The organism is Paenibacillus sp. GM2 (assembly GCF_900069005.2).
In the GTDB taxonomy this organism is placed as follows: Bacteria; Bacillota; Bacilli; order Paenibacillales; family Paenibacillaceae; genus Fontibacillus.
Genome location: NZ_LN831278.1, coordinates 710618 through 725487 on the forward strand (window position 1 = coordinate 710618; position 14870 = coordinate 725487).

Below are 14870 nucleotides of genomic sequence, written 5' to 3' on the forward strand. Positions count from 1 at the left end.
AAAGAGGTTACCCATGGGACAGGACAAATTGACTGTAGGGCTGATTTACGGAGGCAAATCCGGAGAACACGAGGTGTCGCTACAGACGGCTCTGGCAGTCATGCAGGCTTTTGATTACGAGAAATATGAATTGCTGCCTTTCTATATTACGAAGCAAGGGGAGTGGAGAGTCGGCGGCAATCAATCCGCTCCTTTTACCGCGTTGGAACAATTGAAGCTGGAATCGGACGCGGGGGATACAAGCGCGGCGATCAATACGCTGTTCAGCAAGCTGGCAACGGGTGAAGCAAAGCTTGATGTTGCCTTCCCGCTTCTGCATGGTACCAACGGCGAAGACGGCACCATTCAAGGCATGTTCGAGATGGCGAACATGCCATATGTAGGAGCAGGCGTATTGGCTTCCGCTGCCGGTATGGACAAAGTGATTATGAAGAAGCTGTTTGCCGATGCAGGAATTGAGCAGTGCGGGTACTGTTATTTCACAGATGGTGAATGGGAGCGCGATAGCTTCTCGCAGATTCAGAAGGTGGAGGAGAAGCTGGGTTACCCATGCTTCATTAAACCGGCTAATCTGGGCTCCAGCGTCGGAATATCGAAGGCGAAGACGAGAGAGGAGCTAATAAGCTCTGTTAAGCTGGCACTCCGATATGATACTAAGGTCATCGTAGAGGAATTTGTTGAAGCCCGCGAGGTTGAGGTTGGGGTGCTTGGCAACGATATTCCGTTGCCTTCCGTACCAGGAGAAATCGTATCCTCTGGCGAATATTACGATTACCAAGCTAAATACCTTGATGGCAAATCGCAAATGCTGATTCCGGCCCCGCTGGACACCGAGCTTGCTGAGCGCATTCGCGATGTGGCAGTCAAAGCCTTTAAGGCTATCGCTTGCAATGGATTATGCCGGGCTGACTTTTTTATACGCAAGACGGACGGTCGTATCCTGATTAACGAAGTGAACACAATGCCGGGCTTCACGCCATACAGCATGTACCCGCTATTGTGGAGAGAGACAGGACTCTCTTATGAGACGCTGCTTGACCGACTGATCGAGCTGGCCATGGAGCGCTTTGCAAAGAGACAGGATCTGTTCTTTGAGAACGGGATTAATTAATCCGGCGAGACGGTTCGGGAACAGACAGAATTCAGGACGGAAAGGAAGATGAGCATGGGGTTCCAGACGGAATTTAATTCGGTGTGTAAATTCAAGAATGAACAAGAGCTGTTCGACCTTTTGGAATATGGCCGTGGCAAGATGCGCAAGGAGGGATTGCGCGTATTCCCGACCGGGCAGAAGGTCATTGCTTATAGCCCGGACAATAAGGCCGTAGCGATTGTGAAGATTACCGCCTGTGTTGCTGAGATTAACTTCAACGGTGAAGAGGTGACCGCAGTCGAGCTGGACCTGGTACGTCCTTTAACGGATGAAGAGTCTGCGATCCAAACGGCCCTCGCTTACGAGATGTTCTTCGGAGAGCCCAAGTAATTGGGGCCCCCTTCGCTCAGGAGCTTGTCTCGGTCAATGGGGCTCATATGCCTGGGGTATATTGAGGGACAAGCTTTTGAGGGGAAATCAGGGTTAGTTTTCGCGAGGTTTAATTTTCCTGACGGCGGGAACTCTGTAAATAGAAGATCGTGTTTAGTTGATTCATATTCGTGAGAGAGGTTCGTAATTAGCCGTACTATTTGGCTGGTTACGGACTTTTTATATAAATGGTGGTATATTAAATACAGATCGATTTGCAGCTATTCAGCCTGATTTTCTACACAAATCACTCAAATGATGCAACTTTGCGCCATTCGGGGCGTATATTTTAAAAAAGGTAAAAATTGCAAGATTCATAGAAGAGCTATGCAAGTTGAAAATCAATCAGAAAGTAGTGTGAAACCATTGGAACCTAAGCCTAAAATTCCATACGTAGTAGGAAGCAAGAGTCCGACGGCTGTGGCGATCAACAGTGCCTCCAAAGCGGGAGAATGGATTAAGAGCCGGCTTGGACTAATTAAAGAGATAAATACGAAGTGTTCACCACAGGATCTGGTCACCGATGTTGATAAAGGGGCAGAGCTGATGATTCGCAAGCTGATCCTGACGCATTTCCCGGATCATGCGATCCTTGGGGAAGAGAGTGTCGATCCCGGCGCGGAGGCATCCGCGAATGCATTGACAGAGGCGAAGAAGGAAGCTGAATATTTATGGATCATCGATCCGATCGATGGGACGACGAATTTTGTGCAAGGTTATCCTTTTTTCTGTGTGTCGATTGCTTTGGCCTATCGTGGTGAAGTAATTATAGGCGTAATTTATGATCCGATCCGCGATGAGATGTTTGTTGCCGAGAAGGGCAAGGGAGCCTATGTTCATGGCAACCCGACGCAGGTGTCTCGGGATGACAAACTCGCGGACAGCGTCCTGGCGGTGGGCTTCAACCCGGACCGTGAGGTTGCGCTGCCTATTAATATGAAGGGGATCACCGCACTGTCGGATCGAACTCGCAGCCTGCGCGCCGCCGGCTCTGCCGCCTTGCATCTTGCCTATGTTGCCGCTGGTCGGCTTAGCGGTTATTATGAGGTTGGTCTGAATGCATGGGATATTGCCGCGGGGGCTCTGCTGGTTAAGGAGTCGGGAGGTATCGTTACCGACACGGTAGGCAATCCTTATGATATTGGCGTTCGCCGCCTGGTGGCCACCAATGGCAAAATCCATCAGGAGCTGCTTGATGTCCTGAAGACAGCTGAAGCCACAGGGGTCTAGGGGTCAGACGATGCGAAGTATCCTGTGGAGACCGAATTCTGATCGAAAAGGAGTTCAAATACCATGAGCGATGAGAAAAATTTGGAACGGGAATTGAATGAACTGTTGACGGAAGGCGAACCGATTAGTGAGGAAGAGCGCCGCGCAGAAGAACGGCGCCGCTTGTCCCCGCGATATGAGGTAAGGATTCAGACACAGCTTGACCCAATCGTGGAAGAGACGTTCAAATACCGTAAAATCGCCAAGGAAGTTGACGACCGATACGATGATTATTTAAGGAAAACGGGACATATGGATAAAGAGAGAAGCGATGGCGATAAGTCATAACTTATATGATCTCTTATCGAAGCAAAGGTCTGATTAATGAAATATACTTGTAAAAAATATAACGGATACCGCCATGGATAAAATGGGGTATCCGTTTTTTGTGCTGGCAGGGGATGCGGCCTATCTTACCGTCCTTCCTTAATGGCGACAATTCGCAGCCGTTTGTAATCCCCGTACCAGTCATTGCCGACCAGCAGATCTTGTTCTGCGGATTTGGCAATGAGCTGAATGGCCTGCTCCTTGTCAGGCTCGCTTAGGGTATATAGAAATGAATCCTCTGCAAACAGACGGAGCCAATGCTGCATACCCATGGCCCCACCCTCCAGCCTGGTAGGCCGGTCGAAATGTACGGCATAGGTCACTCGAAAACCGTGCGCTTCTAATAAACTGCTGTATTCACCGAGGCTTGGAAAATACCAGGGGTCAAGCGGCTTGGCATCGATGCCATAATCCGCGCCAAGTACTTTGGTAATGTGCTGGACGATGAGTTCCACATTTCCTTTGCCGCCAAATTCGGCAACGAATCTTCCTCCATGATCCAAAGCGCGATAGACGGATTTGACTACATTTTCGGCATCTTTGATCCAATGCAGCGCGGCATTGGAGAATACGGCCTGAACAGGGCGTTCCACCGTGAAATAGGCCGCATTCTGAACCTCAAACTTCTGGTCCGGATATTTGAGGCGGGCCTGCTGAATCATCGTCTCCGATAGATCAAAGCCCCTGACAACGCCTCCTGCTTTGGCGATCTCATAAGAGATATCCCCTGTACCGCAGCCGAGGTCAATGATTTCTTCTCCTGCCTGTGCGTTCAAGAGCTCGAGCACATCCTTGCCGTATTCGGATACATACCTGAATTTCGAATCGTAGAGCTGGGCATTCCATACTTGTCTTGCCTCCATAACCGGACCTCCTCCAATGAATTATCTTTATTGTGACATATAAATTCGCATTGATTAAATATATAAATCCAATCTTGCTAATAGGTATAGCCTATGAAGATAAGCGATACAGTTCAAGTTCAGTAAGATCACACACAAGCTCATTAGACCTGGACATTCGTACAGAGCGATGTTTTGGCTAATCTGGAGGAAGGGTGGCCAGAACAGAATTTATATTCAATAGGGAGAGATCAAATATGCCGAAGATAGCGGATAAATATCTAGTTGTTGATCCATGGAAGATCGTTGAGGAAGGGTTCGATCCGCAGCGCAGCCGGGTGTCGGAATCTATTTTCTCATTAGGCAATGAATATATGGGGGTTCGCGGCTATGCCGAGGAAGGTTATAGCGGTGACACGTTAATAGGCAGCTATTTCAATGGATTGTTTGAAGAGAGTGAGGTTGGGGCGCACTATAAGGGAATCATTCGCTCATTGCGCTTTATGGTCAACGGGGTTGACTGGCTCTATACACGCATTACGATTGACGATGAAACCTTTAATATGGGAACGAGCAAGTTCTCGAATTTTCGCAGGGAGCTGGACTTCAAACGTGGCGTATATACGCGTCAGCTTATCTGGCATTTGCAGAATGGAAAAAGCGTGCAGCTGGTCTTTGAAAGGCTGGTAAGTATGGAGGTGTCGAATCTGGGATGTCAGAGACTCGTGCTGAAGCCGCTTAACTTCACCGGTACAGCCCAGGTAATCATGGGGCTTGACTTTGCGACAATCCATGAAGATCAGCACACAAGATATTGGGAAAATGTAAAGCAGGACAGCCAACGCGGAATTAGCGCTATGCTGGGCCAGACAGCGAATACGGGAAATCGGCTTTTCTCAAGCTATCGGCTTGTCCTGCCGGAGGGAGCTCAAAGCGCGGCATTAAGTGAAGAAAGTTTCATAGGCGAGGAGGTCCTTCTGGAGCTAAATAAGGAAGAAGAAATTGTAGTAGATAAGCTGGTCATTAATTATGCGGATAAGGATCGGGAGCAAAGTGATGATGAGGTCTGGTTCAAGGGGATGAAGCTGGCTGAGCAGTATGCCGAGGTGGACTATCAGGCCGCTGCGGAGCAGCAGGAGTTATATTGGGCGAAGGTGTGGAAGCATTCCGATATCGTGATCGAGGGGGATCCTGAGAACCAGCAAGGGATTCGCTTCTGTATTTTCCAATTGTATCAAACCTATCATGGCGACAATCCAGGTTTTAACATCGGGGCGAAAGGGTTGACCGGGGAAGCTTATCGCGGCCTGGCCTTCTGGGATACGGAGTCCTATTGTCTGCCGTTCTATATTTTTAATAATCCAAAGGCGGCGCGCAGCCTGCTGGAATTTCGGTACAAGACCTTGCCGCAGGCGCTGGAGAGGGCGAAGGAGCTGGACTGTGCAGGAGCGTTCTATCCGATTGCGACGATCGATGGGACGGAGAGCTGCGATCTGTGGCAGCATTCCAATTTACAGCTGCATGTAGGTACGGCCGTAGCTTATGGAATTCGTCATTATGTAAACATTACGGGCGATAAGGCATTTTTATATGAAAAAGGTTTGGAGATGCTGATTCAGATCAGCCGTTTCTATGCAACCCGTGGGCAGTGGGGACAAAAGAGCGGCAAATACGGTTATTTCGGGGTTATGGGACCGGATGAGTTCCAGCTTATGGTGAATAACAACTGTTATATCAATCTGATGGCGAAGAAGCTGTTCGAGTTTACGCTGCAGACGATTGGTGAGATGGAGCAGGCTGAGCTGTCCGCTTTTGTAGCGCTGGCGGATCGCCTGGGGTTGACGATGCAGGAGCAGATGGACTGGGAGAACAAGGCTGACAACATGAAGATACCTTATGATGACGAGACGGGAATCTACGAGGAGCATGACGGTTTCTTCGATATGCCGCATCTGGATATTCATTCGATCCCGGTGACCGAGTTCCCGCTCTATTCGCACTGGTCCTATGATCGTCTCTATCGCTATGACATGATTAAGCAGCCGGATGTGCTTATGTTCATGTTCCTGTACAGCGGCGAGTTCTCAGTCGAGGCGAAGCGGGCTAATTACGATTATTACGAGACGAGATGCATCCATGAATCGTCGCTGTCTCCATCGATTCATTCGATTCTGGCTGCGGAGATTGGCAGACCTGCGGAAGCTTACAAATTTTTCGAATTCGCCACCCGGCTTGATCTCGATAATTATAATCGTAATACGAGAGAGGGACTGCATACGACTTCGATTGCCGCGGCCTGGATGAATATTGTGTACGGCTTCGGGGGGATGCGTTCGGATGGGGATAAGCTGATCTTCAATCCGACGATTCCGGAGCGCTGGAGCCAATATTCCTTCCCGATTACCTATCAGGGAACCGAGCTTGCGGTCGATGTGAACCAGCAGCGGGTGAAGATTAGTGTACGCAGCGGCGAGCCCGCTTCGATCCAAGTCTATGGTCAGGACTATATCGTGGGTCCGGCAGGGATCGAGCTGGATCTGAAGAAGGAGGGCTGAAGAATGAGCTGGGTCATTCGAGAAAACGGCTTTAATCAGGAACGAATCGCCATCAGCGGCAATAAATTTATGACCGGCAATGGCTATATGGGTTATCGCGGTACGTTGGATGAGTTCACACGATCTGAGCTAACGGCAACTATTATGGCCGGATTATACGATAAAGTAGGCGATCAATGGCGTGAGCCAATCAGCGCGCCAAACGGCTTGTCCACCACAGTGATATGCGACGGCGTTACCTTAAGCGTGCTTGAGCGTGAGCCGCTTGAACATGAGCAGGAGCTGGATATACGCCACGGCGTTCATCGTCGCAGGACGGTATATCCGGCTAAGGGCGGCGGAACCGTTACTGTTGAGTCGGAGCGCTTCTGCAGCTTGCAGCGCCTGCACTTGCTCGTCAATCGCGTAACGATAACTGCCAGCCAGGATGGCGAGTTAATCATCACCACAGGGATCGACAGGCGGATATGGGATATCAATGGTCCGCATCTGGAGCGGATGGAGGGAACAATCCAGGCAGGTACGCAGGGAGAGACAATGATTAGTACCGGTTGGACGCATGAACTGAACATTCCGGTCTCGGTTAGCCATTCCCTGGCGTGCGGATTCGGGAAGCAGCGCACCATAGACACCGACGACTTCCTCGGAAAAGAGATTCGCTTGCAGGCAGAAGCGGGCAAGCGCTATACCTTCTACAAGTATGTGTCTGTATTTACCGGTTTGGATGAAGCGACGGATACCATTGCAGCGGCATTCCAGGATAGCCAGGAAGCAGCGGCGTGCGGATACGAGGTACTATATGCCGGACATACAGACTGCTGGGAGCAAAAATGGAAGGAGTCTGATGTTCGCATCGCAGGGGATGACGAGGCTCAGCTTGCCCTTCGCTACAGCCTTTACCAGCTGCATATTATTGCTCCGGGACATTCGGAGAAGCTGTCGATCCCGGCGCGCGGCTTATCAGGACAGGTCTACAAAGGCGCAATCTTTTGGGATACGGAGATGTTCATGCTTCCGTTCTTCTTGTATACCCAGCCAGACATCGCCCGCAATCTGATGATGTACCGGGTTCATACACTGGATGGTGCGCGCAGGAAGGCGGCGGAATACGGCTATGAAGGAGCGTTCTACGCCTGGGAGAGCCAGGAGAACGGGGATGATGCTTGCACCCTGTTCAATGTCAATGATGTGTTCACCGGACGTCCGATGCGGACTTATTTCCGCGATAAGCAAGTGCACATCAGCGCGGACGTAGCTTACGGCATCTGGCAGTACTTTATCTTCACCGGAGATGACCGCATTTTGCTGGACGGTGGGGCGGAGACGGTGCTGGAATGCGCCCGCTTCTTCTACTCTTATGCTTACTATAATTCTGTTAAATCCCGTTACGAGATTCTGGATGTGACCGGACCGGATGAGTATCATGAGCGGGTGAGTAACAACGCCTTCACAAACGCGATGGTTAAGCGTTGTCTGCATATTGCTTTGCAGGTTCATGATTATTTACAGAGTAAATACCCAGACGTGGCCGAGCCTCTTATCGGGGACAGCCGAATCAAGCCGGAGCAGCTTCGCGACATGCACGATCGTTTGTATATCCCGCAGCCTGCCGAGGGCAGCGGAGTGATCGAGCAGTTCGACCGCTACTTCACGCTTGAGGATGTAACGCTGGAGCAGTTGAAATCTCGAGTCCTGAACAAGCATGAATATCTTGGCGGCGGCAATGGATTAGCGACGACGACGCAAATTTTGAAGCAGGCCGACGTTGTTCTGATGCTGCATCTGTTGAAGGATAAGTTCAGCAGAGCGATCAAGCGGAGCAACTGGGAGTATTATGAGCCCCGCACAGAGCATGGTTCAAGCTTAAGCTCCTGTATTTATGCGTTAGTCGCCGCAGATATCGGATTATCGGATTGGGCATACCCGTATTTCAAACGCACGGCAACCATTGATCTGACCGGGGACTCGAAGCAATATGTCGGCGATTTGTATATCGGAGGAACTCATCCCGCCGCGAATGGGGGAGCGTGGATGGCTGCGGTGCTCGGTTTTGCAGGGGTGAGGTTCGACGGAGAAGCCGTCTCAATTGCCCCATCCTTGCCTGAAGCCTGGAGCTCGGTCAGTTTCCCGCTGCGGCTGAGAGGGGCAAGCTTCACCGTTACGATCGAAGCGGATCAAGTGAAGGTAGAGGCTGCGGAAGAGAATCAGGTTTCGATCAAGTTCCGAATTGAGCGACGGCTAGGCAAGGAAACAGAGATAGCCGATTCGGAGGTTGCAGCTAGTTTAGAGAACGTAATGGCGGCCCCGGGCCAGATTCTGTCTGTTTCCTTGCAGTAGCAGGCTGGAAGTAACGTTCCGGAAAGCGGGAAAGCCGTTAATAACTAACTTGATAGAGAGGGAGAGGAAAAATGCTGGATACGATGCGAGGGGCGATCTTTGATCTGGACGGAGTGATCGTCGATACTGCAAAATATCATTATTTGGCCTGGCGCTCGCTTGCTGAACGGCTCGGATTTGAGTTCACAGCAGCGGGTAACGAACGGCTCAAAGGAGTAAGCCGGGTGGAATCACTGAAAATCTTGCTGGAGATTGGCGGTGTAGAGGCAGGCGAAGCGGAGCGACTCAAAATGGCTGAGGAGAAAAATAAAGAATACGTCGAGTATATTTCACGGCTTGAGCCGGCCGAGATTTTGCCGGGCGCCAAGGAGTACCTGCAGCAGCTGCGCCAGCAGGGCGTGAAGATTGCGCTTGGCTCAGCCAGCAAGAATGCGGCGTTCATTCTTGATCGGCTGGGCATCGCGGAGCTGTTCGACGCGGTGATCGACGGTACGAAGGTGTCCAAGGCGAAGCCGGACCCGGAGGTGTTCCTGGCAGCCAGCGAAGCGCTTGGTCTCGCTCCAGCGGACTGCGTCGTGTTCGAGGACGCGGCAGCAGGCGTGGAAGCCGGCAAAGCCGCCGGCTGTCGAGTAGTCGGTATCGGCAGCTCAGAGGTGCTGTTCGCGGCTGACAGAGTGATCCGGGGACTGGATGAGCTGGTTGGGTAGTGACAGATAGGTGCAGTGTATTTCAGGTCATGTATGGCGGGTAATGGTAGGGTTAATGTAGAGCTGATTGATAGATTTGGCGAGCTAGACATAGAGATAGAGATAGAGATAGAGATAGAGATAGAGATAGAGTATAGAGCTTGAACGGAGCATAAGTATAGTGTGCAGAGCTTGAACATGGAGGATAAAGTATGATGAGTATAGTGTGCAGAGCTTGAGCATAGAGGATAAAGTATGATGGGAATAGTGCATAGAGCCTGAACGGGAGTATAGAATAGAGCTTGAATATAGAGCATGGATGGCCGGAAGATTAAATGGGGTTGACCACCGTTATACGAAGCCAGTAAGGGGTTATCCGATAGTAGTGTTTTTACTACTTGAGGATAGCTTCTTTTTTTATGCAATCTGGAAACGCTCGCACTCTAACGAAACTGGATATCGTTATTTAGGTCCAAAAGTGCCGTTTTAAAATGTAACGAAACTAGGTATCGCTATTTTAGGGAATGGACTGTAAAAAGCCCGAATTAATCTCAAATAACGATCTGTAGTTTCGTTAGAGTTAATTTAGCAGTGTTTTTGAGGAAATAGCGATCCGTAGTTTCGTTACAGAAATACGGGGAGGTGGTTGCTTGCTCAGGGATAGCTTCTGAAATTTTCCATAGCCGCCGATCGTAGGAAAAACTATGATGTGCGTAGAAATACACACCATTGATATTTTTTATTCTTGTTACACTTATAGTGTGTGTTCAACAAGAAGACTGGTTTTAGCACCGAACCCCATGCTTCTGATCTGCGTTTTTCATAACGTTTCAGTTGGATGAAAGGGGTGTGGAGGTTGTTGGACTACCGCTTCAAGTGCCAGGGGGGAACGGCGATTGAAATATAGACTAAATAATCCATTAAATCGAATGAATGTAAAGCAGCAGTTATTCCTGTTATTCCTCATTATCATTATTCCACTATTAATTTTGAATGCTTACGGTAATTACAAGGCTGATCAAATCTTGAAGCGTCATGTTACCAACGCCTATATCGAGCTGAATAAGCAAAATTTCCGACTGATTAATCGAGACATTGAAGCAGTGAACAAGGTGACTTCAACGGTATTTCAGAACTCTCTATTGCAGCAATTGAATCCGCTTTCTACCGATGAAACAATACTGCAAAGGGTGAAAAATTACGAAAAACTAGAAAATTTACTGACCACGTATTCGCAAGAGACAGATGAGCGGGAGCCAGTCTATTACTCGCTCTATGTGTATGATCCAGAGAACACTTACTTTTTTGCGCCCTTCTATCCAGGGCCGAAAAAATCGGGAGTCTATTTTTTCTCGGACGACGAGAAGCCGGACTGGTTCGATGAGGCTGTCGACAAGAAAGGAAAAGGGTATTTGCGGCTGATCGATCATTTGTCGCCGCCTTCCAAGGGCCAAGGCGATCAAAGAACGCTTGCTTATATCCGGGCAATCAACAATATCTATAGAAATGGCACGATTGGGGTTTTGGTGGTTACAAATCTGGACGCTCGGGTTCAGGAATCGCTGCAGACCGTATCGCTGCCGGAGGGAGAGCTTTATTTTACAAATTGGAGCAACCGCGTTCTGAGCGCTCAGAGCAATGAACACGAGGACGTGCTGGAGCTTCCGCCGGAGGTTGCGGATATGGGCATAACCAGCGGCGTGAAGGATGTCATTACCAGCGATTATATTTACGTCGTTAATTATAACCATGTATTGCAGCAGAAGCTGGTCTATAAAGTTCCAGTACAAGCGCTTTTGCATCAGCAGAAGGAGATCAAGCAGGTAATCCAGCTGATCTCGATCGTCTTTTTTGCCGGAAGCCTGATCTTCATGCTCTATTTCTGGCGATCCCTGATGATGCCCATTCAGAAGCTGGTTTACTTCGTCAGACGTTATGAACCGGGGAATATCGTTCCGGAGACCCCAAGCAGGGAGAAAAAGGACGAGATCAGCGTACTGATGCATAGCATTTACGATATGGCGCGGCGGTTAAATGCGCTGGTTCATTATAAATACACGATGGATCTGAAGCAGAAGGAATCCCAGCTGCAGATTCTGTATCAGCAGATTAATCCGCATTTGCTCTACAATACGCTGGAGAGTATCTATTGGAAAAGTACAATGGAAGGGAATACCGCCTCTGCCGAAATGATCAAAGAGTTGTCCAAGCTGATGAAGATCAGCCTTAGCCGGGGGCGGGAGTTGATTACGCTTGGGGAGGAACTTGAGCATGCTTCTGCCTATATCAAATTACAGCAGCATAGATATGATTATCAGTTCCGGGTCTTGATCGATATTCCCGAGGAGCTTCTGCCGATCTCCATTCCGAAAATCACGCTGCAGCCTTTAATCGAAAATTCCATTATTCATGGTGTGAAGCATATGGGGGAGGACGGCGAGATTGTGATTCGTGCTGCCTCGGATGAGGAAAATCTATTTATATTCATAGAAGATAACGGGTACAAGCCGGTAGATTGCGAGCTGATTAATCGACTGCTTGACGAGGAGAATCCGGACCCGACGTTTGGCTATGGAATACGCAATATCCACCAGCGAATCAGATTGCATTTTGGAGTCCATTATGGGCTTCAATATTCGAGGCGTGAGGATGGCGGGACCCGGGTTATGTTAAAGCTTCCAAAGTCCGTGCGAGAACAGCCATAACATGAGGCGTTAATATTCAAAAAGTTCGGGGTATTCGGCACCGGAGTCTATGCTTCTGAAGTACGTTTTTTTTCAAAAGGCTTAGTTGAATGAAGCTAGGGCGTGAGGAGCGGAGTGTACGTAGTTTGTACGTGAGCACCTGAGATATTCCCTTAGCAGGGAACATAACTTCGTAAGCATCCGCTTGGGCCCGGATAAATTCAAGATTCGATGTCGATAACGCTTCCTGATTAACTTCGCGATCCAAAGTGAACTCAAAAAGCACAGGGGGAGAAGAGAATGTACAAAATACTGGTCGTTGACGATGAACCATTAATCTGCAAAGGGCTGGCTGGGCTTCTGAACGGCTCCGGCATTGATATTGGGGCGGTGTACACTGCCTATAGCGGACATGAAGCTCTCGATTATATTCGTATGGAGGAGATCGATCTGCTTGTGACTGATATCCAGATGGGAGAGATGAGCGGGATCGAATTGATGCAGCAAGCCAAAATGGTTAAGCCATGGGTGCAGACGATTATTATCTCTGCGCACGAGACGTTTCAGTATGCGCAGATGGCGCTGCGACTCGGGGCCAAGGATTATTTGATCAAACCGCTGAATAGTGAAAATTTCCTGGATTCCGTCCGCAATGCCCTGCTGAAAATGGAGCGGCCTGTTGTGCAAATCGATGAGTTTTTATCTGCGGATACGGATCATTTTCGAATGGAGGAATTTCGCCCGGAGAAGAACGAGCTTCTGCAACGTTTGTTGAACGGAACGGTGTCTCAGCAGGAGGATATTGAGGATATTTTGGCGGAGTCAAGCTTGCTGGGGCCTTATTTTTCTGTGATAAGAATGAAGCTTGATATTCCGCGAGAGGGTGAGGCTTTCTATTCGGAGAGGGACATCCGTCTATTACACTATGCCGCGCGGAACGTGGCCGAGGAGCTGCTACATAAAGAAGAGAAAATATTGACCTGCTATTCCGATGAGCAAGATATCTGCATTCTGCTGCAGTGGAACGAGACAGAGTATGAAGAGCTGGATATAAATAAAATCAATCATCTGGAGATGATCGGACGAAGTTTGCATCATCATGTGCAGAAGTACTTAAATATTCCGGCCATTATCGGAATTAGCCAGATTTTAAAAGGGGCTGAATTTCTGCCTGTGCTGGATCGTCAAGCGGATAAGGCGATTGTGTGGGGCGGGAAGCATGGGGATTACCATGTGTTCTATTACGGAGACTTCAATTGGAGCAATTATGCCCAGGACCCGACGGCCGAGGAACTAACGACACAGAATAACCGGATTGTCGACAGCGCCAAGCAATATATCGAAGATCATTACCGACAGAAAGGCTTGACGATTCACGAGGTCGCGAAGAAGAATCATGTCAGCCCTAATTATCTTAGCTTCCTGTTCAAGAAGAACACCGGATACAATCTGTGGGAGTATGTGATCAAACTGAGGATGGAAGAGAGCAAGTCGCTGTTGCTCAATACGGATCTACGTCGTTATGAAATTGCTGAGCGCGTTGGTTACGAATCTCCCGAACATTTCAGTAAAATTTTCAAGAAGTATTTCGGTCTTAGTCCCAGTGAGCTGAAGAAGTAAGAACAGCTATACTTCGCATAGTATTACACCTGTTCCGGAGCCCCATGATTTTCTAAAATGAAAGCTGGACACTAAAGAGAAATGAGGGAAACTCATGGAGGAATCGGTGGTTTCACCAGGAAACATGGTCAAGGGGCCTCAGAAAGAGCTCAAAAAAGTACGAAGAACATCAAACTGGAAAAAGTACATGTGGGGGTATCTTTTTCTCGTTCCGGCTATCGTCATTTTTATCGTCTTTCTATGGGTTCCAATTATTAAAGGGATCGTCTATAGCTTCTACAACGTCGATTTCGTAAAGGGCAACTCTTTTGTCGGATTTGATAACTATGCCAAAATATTCCACAACCCTGATTTATGGCTTTCCGTTAAAAATACATTGTATTTTATGTTCCTTACGTTAGTCATCGGATTCTGGGTGCCGATCGTGGCGGCGATATCTATATCGGAGCTGAAGTTCTTTCAGGGCTTTGCCCGCATAGCCGCCTACTTGCCCTTCGTCGTTCCTGGCGTGGTGCTCTATGGCATGTGGAGATGGATGTACGATCCGGTTGGGCCGATTAACGCCTTGCTTGGCTTGTTCGGCGTTGAGCCGATCTCGTTCATATCCGACGGGCGTTTCTCGATGATCTCGATCGTCTTCATGGAGACGTGGCAGCAGTTCGGCTCGGCGATGCTGATCTATCTGGCCGGGGTACTGAGTATCCCGCGGGACTGGTATGAAGCGGCGGAAATCGACGGTGCCGGAGTGTGGAGCCGGATTAAATATATTACTCTTCCATCGATGCGCAGCTTGATTGTTCTGATGCTCATCCTGCAGGTCATCGGTACATCACAGGCTTACCAATCTCAATTGGCCTTGCTGGATGGCGGCCCGAACAAGGCTACGTTGACCTATGCGCTCTTTACAGTGAAATATGCATTTACTCAGTTGGACTATGGAGCGGGTACAGCGCTGGGCGTACTGATGTTTATCGTCTTGGGTATCCTTGGCGTCATTCAATTCAAGATGAACAGGGAGGATTACTAAT

11 protein-coding genes are annotated in these 14870 nt (G+C 49.0%); 10 read left to right on the forward strand and 1 reads right to left on the reverse strand.

Annotated features, from left to right (window positions below):
- Positions 1-13 precede the first annotated feature (13 nt).
- From BN1360_RS09880 to BN1360_RS09895, 4 genes are all read left to right on the forward strand, one after another.
- The gene (locus BN1360_RS09880; RefSeq protein ID WP_068779718.1) at positions 14-1111 is read left to right on the forward strand and encodes a D-alanine--D-alanine ligase; all 1098 of its coding nucleotides are present in this window, start codon (positions 14-16) and stop codon (positions 1109-1111) included.
- 54 nt (positions 1112-1165) lie between these two features.
- A complete protein-coding gene (locus BN1360_RS09885; protein ID WP_068779719.1) occupies positions 1166-1483 on the forward strand; it encodes a hypothetical protein in 318 nt (105 codons plus the stop codon).
- A 366-nt stretch (positions 1484-1849) separates the two neighbouring features.
- Positions 1850-2752: an inositol monophosphatase family protein gene (locus tag BN1360_RS09890; protein ID WP_068779720.1), complete on the forward strand. Its 903-nt coding sequence runs from the start codon at positions 1850-1852 to the stop codon at positions 2750-2752.
- Between the two features lie 63 nt (positions 2753-2815).
- Positions 2816-3079, forward strand: coding sequence for a hypothetical protein (locus BN1360_RS09895; protein WP_068779721.1), 264 nt, complete (start codon positions 2816-2818; stop codon positions 3077-3079).
- Between the two features lie 125 nt (positions 3080-3204).
- Here BN1360_RS09895 and BN1360_RS09900 read toward each other — a convergent pair whose 3' ends face one another.
- Positions 3205-3981, reverse strand: a complete 777-nt coding sequence (locus BN1360_RS09900) for a class I SAM-dependent methyltransferase (RefSeq protein ID WP_068779722.1) — start codon at positions 3979-3981, stop codon at positions 3205-3207.
- A 236-nt stretch (positions 3982-4217) separates the two neighbouring features.
- On the opposite strand from BN1360_RS09900, the gene BN1360_RS09905 reads away from it, so the two are divergent.
- From BN1360_RS09905 to BN1360_RS09930, 6 genes are all read left to right on the forward strand, one after another.
- On the forward strand, positions 4218-6515 hold the full coding sequence (locus BN1360_RS09905; RefSeq protein ID WP_068779723.1) for a glycoside hydrolase family 65 protein: 2298 nt from the start codon (positions 4218-4220) through the stop codon (positions 6513-6515).
- A gap of 3 nt (positions 6516-6518) precedes the next feature.
- Positions 6519-8852: a glycoside hydrolase family 65 protein gene (locus tag BN1360_RS09910; RefSeq protein ID WP_069188329.1), complete on the forward strand. Its 2334-nt coding sequence runs from the start codon at positions 6519-6521 to the stop codon at positions 8850-8852.
- A gap of 71 nt (positions 8853-8923) precedes the next feature.
- Positions 8924-9559, forward strand: coding sequence for a beta-phosphoglucomutase (gene pgmB, locus BN1360_RS09915; protein WP_068779724.1), 636 nt, complete (start codon positions 8924-8926; stop codon positions 9557-9559).
- Between the two features lie 875 nt (positions 9560-10434).
- Positions 10435-12243 (forward strand): sensor histidine kinase, encoded by a 1809-nt coding sequence (locus BN1360_RS09920; RefSeq protein ID WP_068779725.1) that lies wholly within the window; start codon positions 10435-10437, stop codon positions 12241-12243.
- Between the two features lie 279 nt (positions 12244-12522).
- Complete coding sequence (locus tag BN1360_RS09925) at positions 12523-13842, forward strand: response regulator (protein WP_068779726.1); 1320 nt, start codon at positions 12523-12525, stop codon at positions 13840-13842.
- Positions 13843-13936: 94 nt separating this feature from the next.
- Entirely contained in the window at positions 13937-14869 is a 933-nt protein-coding gene (locus tag BN1360_RS09930; RefSeq protein WP_068779727.1) for a carbohydrate ABC transporter permease, read from the forward strand.
- Position 14870 lies beyond the last annotated feature (1 nt).

Bases quoted from the DNA above. Each gene is read 5' to 3' on its own strand.
- BN1360_RS09930 (WP_068779727.1), top strand. From the start codon at position 13,937: ATGGAGGAATCGGTGGTTTCACCAGGAAACATGGTCAAGGGGCCTCAG.
- BN1360_RS09895 (WP_068779721.1), top strand. From the start codon at position 2,816: ATGAGCGATGAGAAAAATTTGGAACGGGAATTGAATGAACTGTTGACG.
- pgmB (WP_068779724.1), top strand. From the start codon at position 8,924: ATGCTGGATACGATGCGAGGGGCGATCTTTGATCTGGACGGAGTGATC.
- BN1360_RS09905 (WP_068779723.1), top strand. From the start codon at position 4,218: ATGCCGAAGATAGCGGATAAATATCTAGTTGTTGATCCATGGAAGATC.
- BN1360_RS09880 (WP_068779718.1), top strand. From the start codon at position 14: ATGGGACAGGACAAATTGACTGTAGGGCTGATTTACGGAGGCAAATCC.
- BN1360_RS09885 (WP_068779719.1), top strand. From the start codon at position 1,166: ATGGGGTTCCAGACGGAATTTAATTCGGTGTGTAAATTCAAGAATGAA.
- BN1360_RS09910 (WP_069188329.1), top strand. From the start codon at position 6,519: ATGAGCTGGGTCATTCGAGAAAACGGCTTTAATCAGGAACGAATCGCC.
- BN1360_RS09900 (WP_068779722.1), bottom strand. From the start codon at position 3,981: ATGGAGGCAAGACAAGTATGGAATGCCCAGCTCTACGATTCGAAATTC.
- BN1360_RS09890 (WP_068779720.1), top strand. From the start codon at position 1,850: ATGCAAGTTGAAAATCAATCAGAAAGTAGTGTGAAACCATTGGAACCT.
- BN1360_RS09925 (WP_068779726.1), top strand. From the start codon at position 12,523: ATGTACAAAATACTGGTCGTTGACGATGAACCATTAATCTGCAAAGGG.